Below are 6,368 nucleotides of genomic sequence, written 5' to 3'. Positions count from 1 at the left end.
GCGGGCTGGGGCTGGGGGCCTACGCGGCGGCCAACGCCTTCCTGGATGCCTTCGCGGTGGCGCGCTCGCGGACCGGAGGCACGCGGTGGCTGAGCACCAACTGGGATGGCTGGCCGGTGGACGCCGCCGAGGGCGCGAAGGCCGTCCAGACGAGCATCGACCAGTTCGCCATGACGCCCGACGAGGCGGTGGAGGCCTTCCGCCGGGTGGTGGAGGCGCCGTTGGAAGGGCAGGTGCTGGTGTCCACGGGCAACCTGGACGCGCGCGTGGCGCAGTGGGTGCGCCGCGAAGGCGCGGGGGCGAAGAAGGACGCGGGTGCCGCGCTGCACTCGCGGCCCGCGCTGGGCACCGAGTACGTGGCGCCCACCGATGACGTGGAGCGCGCGCTCGTGCGGGTGTGGCAGGAGCAACTGGGCCTGGAGCAGCTCGGCATCCACGACAACTTCTTCGACCTGGGAGGGAATTCACTCCTGTGGCTGAAGATCGTCGGGCGCATGAAGCGGGAGCTGGGGCGGGACGTGCCCCTCACCAGCGTCTTCGAGGCCCCCACCGTGGCCACGCTGGCGAAGAAGCTGGGGCAGGGCCCGGCTCCGGCGGAGAACCCCGCCTTCGAGTCCAGCCAGAGCCGTGGGGCTCAACGCAGAGAGCGACGCAGCCGCCGCGAGTAGGGCCCGCGCCGACGCCCCCTCGACCTACGAGAACCTGGAGACGACACCGTGGACAGCAAGCCCCCTCAGGAGTTCGACGACGCAGACGTCGCCATCATCGGCATGGCCGGGCGCTTTCCCGGCGCTCCGGATGTGGCCACGCTGTGGGCCAACCTCCGCGCGGGGGTGGAGTCCATCCGCTTCTTCTCCAAGGAGGAGGCCCGCGCGGCCGGTGTGCCAGCGGCGCGGCTGGAGGACCCGTCCTTCGTGAGGGCCGCGGCCATCCTGCCGGAGCCGGAGTCCTTCGACGCGGCCTTCTTCGAGATGCCGCCGCGCGAGGCGGAGCTCACGGACCCTCAACACCGTGTCTTCCTGGAGGGGTGCTGGGAGGCGCTGGAGCACGCTGGCTACTCTCCGCGTGACTACGCTGGCGCCATCTCCGTGTTCGGCGGCGCCACGCTCAACACGTACCTGCTGATGAACCTGGCGCGGAACCCGCGCGTCCTGGAGTCCTTCGAGCCGGTGCAGGTGAACATCGGCAACGGGGGCGACTTCCTGTCCACCCGCGTCTCATACAAGCTCAACCTGCGGGGCGCGAGCCACACCGTGCAGAGCGCCTGCTCCACGTCGCTGGTGGCGGTGCACCTGGCTTGCCAGAGCCTGCTCAATGGCGAGTGCGACATGGCGCTCGCGGGCGGTGCGTCCATCAACGTGGGGTTCTTCAACGGGTACCGGTACGCGGAGGGCGGCATGGCCTCGCCGGACGGCCGCTGCCGACCCTTCGACGCGAAGGCGCAGGGCACGCTCTTCGGCAGCGGCGCGGGCGTGGTGCTGCTGAAGAAGCTGCGCGCCGCGGTGCGGGACGGTGACACCATCCATGCCGTCATCAAGGGCTCGGCCACCAACAACGACGGTGGGCTGAAGGCGGGCTTCACCGCGCCCAGCGTGGACGGCCAGGCCCAGGTGGTGGCGGAGGCGCTCGCGGCGTCGGCCCTGGAGGCGGACGACATCAGCTACGTGGAGGCCCATGGCACCGCCACGCCGCTGGGCGACCCCATCGAGGTGCAGGCGCTCACCAAGGCCTTCCGTGCCACCACCCAGCGGCGGCGCTTCTGTGCGCTGGGCTCGGTGAAGGGCAACCTGGGCCACCTGGACGCCGCCGCGGGCATCACCGGGCTGATGAAGACGGTGATGGCGCTGAAGCACGGCGAGCTGCCGCCCAGCCTCCACTACGAGCGTCCCAACCCGGCCATCGACTTCGACGGCAGCCCGTTCTACGTCAACGCCACGCTCAAGCCCTGGCCCGCGGGGGACTCGCCGCGGCGCGCGGGCGTGAGCTCCTTCGGCGTGGGTGGCACCAACGCGCACGTGGTGCTGGAAGAGGCCCCCGTGCTGCCCGCGAGCGCACCGTCGCGGCGTGCATGGCACCTGCTGCCCGTGTCCGCCCGGACACCGTCGGCGTTGGAGTCGGCCACGGCGCGGCTGGTGGAGGCATTGAAGAGCTCACGGGCGGTGAGCCTGGCGGACGTGGCCTGGACGCTCCAGTCAGGGCGCCAGCGTTTCCTGCACCGTCGCTTCCTGCTGGCGAGGAGCGTGGAGGATGCCGTCGACGCGCTGTCGCAGCCACAGGGCCCTCGCGTGCTCACGGAGGCTCAAGACGCGGTGGAGCGGTCCGTGGCGTTCCTCTTCCCGGGCCAGGGCTCGCAGCATGTGGACATGGGCCGAGCGCTGTACGATGCAGAGCCCGTCTTCCGCGCGGAGGTGGACCGGTGCGCGGAGCTGCTGAAGCCGCACCTGGACGGATTGGACCTGCGGACGGTGCTGTACCCGCGGCCTGAGGCCGCGGAGGTCAGCGGCACGAAGCTTTCGCAGACGGCGCTCACGCAGCCCGCGCTCTTCACGCTGGAGTACGCCACCGCGCGCCTGTGGATGTCCTGGGGCGTGATGCCGCGGGCCATGCTGGGGCACAGCATCGGTGAATACGTGGCGGCGTGCCTCGCGGGCGTCTTCTCCCTGGAGCACGCGCTGCGGCTGGTGGCCGCGCGTGGCCGGCTCATGCAGGGACTGCCTTCCGGCGCGATGCTGGCGGTGCCCCTGTCCGAAGACGAGGTGCAGCCGTACCTGCGGGCAGGTGGAGCGGAGCTGAGTCTGGCGGCTGTCAATGGCCCCATGCAGTGCGTGCTGTCGGGGACGCACGCAGCCGTCGAGGCGGTGCGGAAGCAGCTCCAGGAGGCGGGGATTCAGTGCCAGCCGCTGGTGACGTCGCATGCCTTCCACTCATCGATGATGGACTCCATCCTCGACGCGTTCGCCGCGCAGGTGGCGACGGTGCCGCTGGCGCCGCCAACGCTTCCAATCGTTTCCAACGTCACCGGGACCTGGGTGACGGCCGAGCAGGCGACGAGCCCTCGTTACTGGGCCGAGCACCTGCGCGGGACGGTGCGCTTCGCGGATGGCTTGCACGCGCTCTTCACCGACGCCAGGCGCGTGTTGCTGGAGGCGGGCCCCGGCCAGGTGCTGGGGAAGCTGGCGAAGCGGCACCCGGCCTTCACGGCCTCGCATGCCGTGTTGGCTTCCATGCCGCCGCCCAAGGACGACGGGGCCGCCGGCATGGCGCCGCTGGCCTATGAGACGCTCGGCCGGCTCTGGCAAGCGGGCGCCCGCGTGGACTGGAAGGGCTTCCACGGCGCGGAGCTGCGCTACCGGGTGCCGCTCCCCACCTATCCCTTCGAGCGCCAGCGCTTCTGGATCGAGCCCGACGCCGTCGAGCCCGCGCCTCGTGTCGCGATTGCATCCCAGCCTGAGGTGGCGGCGCCGGACGCCACGCCTCAGCCGCCGCGGGCGGAGCAGGGGGGCGAAGCCGCCAGCGCGCGCCCGTGTCAACCGCGTCCGCAGCTTCGCAGCGCGTACGTCATGCCGGGCACGCCACTCCAGCGGTCATTGGTGGAGCTGTGGCAGGAGATGCTGGGCGTGGCGCCCATCGGCATCCAGGACAACTTCTTTGAGCTCGGCGGTGATTCGCTCATCGCCGTGCAGCTCAGTGGCCGCATCAAGAAGCAGTTGGGCTTGGACCTGCCTGCGTCGAGCCTCTACGAAGGCGTCACCGTTGAGGCACTGTCGGCGTTGCTGAAGCCAGCGGAAGCCGAGGGGCAGGAGCGCCGTGAGGCGGCGCCAGCGGCGGACGCCTCGCTCCAGCGCCGCAAGCAGACCCTGGCGCGCCAGCGCGACCTTCGCCGCTTCGACGACGACGACGACGTGTGACGGCTTCACCGCTTGCCCCGAGGGGCGGCTCGGCAGAGGCGCGAGCGCCGCGGACAAGCCGCGCCCTGCCGTTCCGTGAAGTCATCGGCGCTGGCGAGCCAGGCTCAGGGCACTGGGCAGTAGGAGCCCGTCTTCAGGGCCCAGAGCGATGTGGCGTCTTCCCTGGTGGAGGTGAAGAAGACATGCCCGCCGGAGCGGTAGAACGCCGCGTCGGGGTCGAACCCAAGCCGCCGTGGATTCGAGCCCACCGGGCCGGGCTCGAGGTCCGCCACCAGGCGCGCGCGTCCGTGGAAGATCTTCCAGGGCTCGGCGCCGTGCTCGCCGTCGTCCGCGACGAAGTAGAGCTTCCGGTTCACGACCCGGAGACCGTAGGGGTCCGAGCTCTCAGCCCCGGGCCAGAGGTCCTTCGCCAAGCGGGTGCCGTTCACCGTGCCGTCGGTCGACCAGAGTTCTCGTCCGTGGACGCCGTCGTCGGCGGAGAAGTAGAGCCGGTCCTTGAATACCATCAGCTCGGTAGGGATGGCGCCTTCCGCTGCGCCAGGCCGGATGTCCGCGAAGAGGTGGGTCCCCGCGGGCGTACCGTCGCTCACCCAGAGCTCCATGCTGAAGAACCCGGCGTCGGAGCCCTCTGTCTCGGCGACGAAGAAGAGCCGGCCGTCGAACGCGGTGAACTCACGGGGCGTGGAGACGTCTCCAAAGTGCTTCACCAGCGCGGCACCTCCCGGTGTCCCATCGCTGGTGTACAGGTACGGCCTGCCTCGGTCCCCCGGGTCGATGAGGAAGAAGAGCCGGTCCCCCACCGCCTCCAGGCGGAAGATGGACGTCTCGCTGGCGCGGATGCGGAAGAGCTCGACGATGCGCCCCGCAGGCGTCAGCTTCAACAGCGCGACGCCCTCCTCGTCCTCGTCCAGGTGCGCGCCGAAGACGAAGTCGCCGCTCGCGGTGATGACATTCCGGGCGATGGTGCTGGACGCGGGCCCTGGATTGACGTCCGCGCGCAGCCGGGTGCCCTTGCGCGTGCCATCGCTGCTCCACAGCTCCACGCCGTGCCCAGGTGAGTACATCCGGAAGAGCAGCTTGCCTCGGTACTCGCGCAGCGGCGTGGGGTCCGAGAGGGTGCCGGTTTGTGCGGACGTGACGAGCGCGAAGGTGCCTGCCTTCGTGCCGTCACTTCGCCACAGGGTGCGGCCGGACACGAAGAAGAGCAGGCCCTTCGCCTCGATGAGGTCTCGCAGTCCACCGCCCGCCTCGTCGCGAGGGAAGTCCCGCACCTCCACCGCGCTGCCCGCCGTCGCGTCGCTCTTCCAGAGCGCGGTGCCCACGGCGAAGAACAGCGTGCCGTTCACCTCCGTCAGGTTGCTCACGTCCGTGGCCGCGAATAGCCCTGCCCGGACCGCCGGCACGCAGGACTCCTCGCTTTCCTGCTCCGTGGACAAGAGCGCCTCGCCCGGAGGCCCCTCCTCTCCAAACTCCACCGGCGGCGCACTACAGTGGGTGAGCCCCAGTGCCAATAGGATAAGTGGGAGCCGTCTGAAACCCTTGCCCATGATTCCTCCTCCGTCGCGAGGCGGCATGCCTCACGCGGTGAGGGAAGCTGGGGCACCGCGTGCGAGGAGCCATCTGCTCGGCGGGTGGGTCGTGCTGGTCTGCCACGGACACAGTGGCCCTCGCGTCCCCAGGCCTGCGAACCCGCATTCAGGGGGCTGGCATGGCTCCGGGCTCGAGTGGCGCGAAGGGGCTCGGGCCCAGGTCCTCGAGCGTGAAGTCATCCATCGTCATCGTGCCGACGCGCTCCAGGGCCAGCCCCACGCTCAGCCCCAGGGCCCCGGAGGGCGCGGGGGGCGTCGTCCACTCGGCGTAGCCGTAGGCGCCGCGCGTGGGCAGCAGCGCGCTTTGCGCCCACCACAGCCAGCCGCCCGCGGCGTTGCGGTAGTACGCCTTGAAGCGGGGCGCGGCATTGGCCTTGTACCAGGCGGACACCCTGTAGCGGTGGCCAGCGGTGAGTGGCGGCGCGCACACGCCGAAATCCTGCTGGGAGATGAGCTTGCGATCTCCGTTGGAGGAGCTGGTGATGTTCACGCGCTGGGCCCAGCTCCCCGAGCGGGCGTCCGTCGTCCGCTACCAGCTGTAGGCGTTGGTGCCAAAGCCGCCGCGCTGCCAGCAGTCCGGCACCCCGTCTCTCTGCACGGAGCCGTGGTTGCGGAGGGTGTAGGCGTCTCTCGGTGGAACGGTCTCCGCGTAAGCACACCTGGTGCCGCTGCGAGTCCACGTCCAGCGGGGGGAGCTGGACGTGGGACACCGTGTGGCCGCCCACCTCATGGCCAGCGTCCTGGAGCCGCCAGCGCTGACCGAGCGACAGGTAGCGCCTCCTCGGAGTCGGAGAGCGCGGCGCCCTGGCACGCCAGGACCATCAAGGGCGCGACCACGAGCAATGACAACCAGGGCGGGGGCGAACCCGCG

At 70.7% G+C, this 6,368-nt stretch carries 4 protein-coding genes; 2 read left to right on the top strand and 2 right to left on the bottom strand.

Annotated elements, in window-relative coordinates; all coding sequences use genetic code 11:
* Together HV826_RS35875 and HV826_RS35870 are read left to right on the top strand one after the other, a co-directional pair.
* Window positions 1-668 (top strand): phosphopantetheine-binding protein (locus HV826_RS35875; protein WP_255217585.1); only part of this gene is annotated, 668 nt, incomplete at its 5' end.
* Between the two features lie 48 nt (window positions 669-716).
* Entirely contained in the window at window positions 717-3,908 is a 3,192-nt protein-coding gene (locus tag HV826_RS35870; protein ID WP_176421504.1) for a type I polyketide synthase, read from the top strand.
* Window positions 3,909-4,012: 104 nt separating this feature from the next.
* Here HV826_RS35870 and HV826_RS35865 read toward each other — a convergent pair whose 3' ends face one another.
* Together HV826_RS35865 and HV826_RS35860 are read right to left on the bottom strand one after the other, a co-directional pair.
* Complete coding sequence (locus tag HV826_RS35865) at window positions 4,013-5,311, bottom strand: ELWxxDGT repeat protein (protein WP_176421503.1); 1,299 nt, start codon at window positions 5,309-5,311, stop codon at window positions 4,013-4,015.
* A gap of 292 nt (window positions 5,312-5,603) precedes the next feature.
* Window positions 5,604-5,927, bottom strand: a complete 324-nt coding sequence (locus HV826_RS35860; protein WP_176421502.1) for a hypothetical protein — start codon at window positions 5,925-5,927, stop codon at window positions 5,604-5,606.
* Between the last annotated feature and the right edge of the window lie 441 nt (window positions 5,928-6,368).

Source organism: Myxococcus sp. AM010, from assembly GCF_013372585.1.
GTDB classification, from domain to species: domain Bacteria; phylum Myxococcota; class Myxococcia; order Myxococcales; family Myxococcaceae; genus Myxococcus; species Myxococcus vastator.
The sequence above is the reverse complement of the archived record's forward strand: the minus strand, read 5'-3'. Positions and strand labels throughout refer to the sequence as shown.